This is a genomic window from Aminobacter sp. P4_D5, from assembly GCF_056401815.1.
This window is the reverse complement of record NZ_JBFUIP010001414.1, coordinates 1-516: the sequence shown is the minus strand read 5'-3', so window position 1 is coordinate 516 and position 516 is coordinate 1. Positions and strand designations below refer to the sequence as shown.

Annotated in this window: 1 protein-coding gene; it reads left to right on the top strand. The window is 68.0% G+C overall.

The features are described 5' to 3' along the window. Window positions 1-183: 183 nt before the first annotated feature. On the top strand, window positions 184-516 hold a 333-nt coding region (locus AC1DWF_RS38720), incomplete at its 3' end, for a substrate-binding domain-containing protein (protein ID WP_476843695.1).

Here is a 516-nt window from a genome sequence, read left to right as displayed (position 1 = left end):
GTGCGGGCCATGAGGCTGAGCGCCCCGCTCACGGAAAAGTTCCACATCGCGCCGTACCCCTCAGACCAGTCAGCGATACTTTTCTCATAACTGCCCTCGCGGCGAGCCCGGAACTGTCGCGTGCGTCGCGCCTTGCCCGCCGGCCGGCGCGGGAGGATCATCGCCTCGCATCAGGAGGCGCAGGTGGCTGATCTCAAACTCTTCTCGACCCTCGGCGTGGTGAGCGTGCTGGACGAGCTGCTGCCACGCCTTGGGCTGAAGGTGGACGCGGTCTACGAGCCGACGAAGCGGCTGATGGACCGCATCCAGTTCGGCGAACGCGGGGACCTGGCCATCCTGACCTCGGAGGCGATCGACGAACTCATGGCCTCCGGCGTGCTCGTGGCGGGCAGCCGGGTGGATCTTGCGCGTTCCTATGTCGGCATGGCGGTGGCGGCGGGCGCGCCGCGACCGGACATCTCCGACGTCGAGGCCTTTCGGCGGACGCTCGTGGCGGCGGAGACAATCGGCTACTCG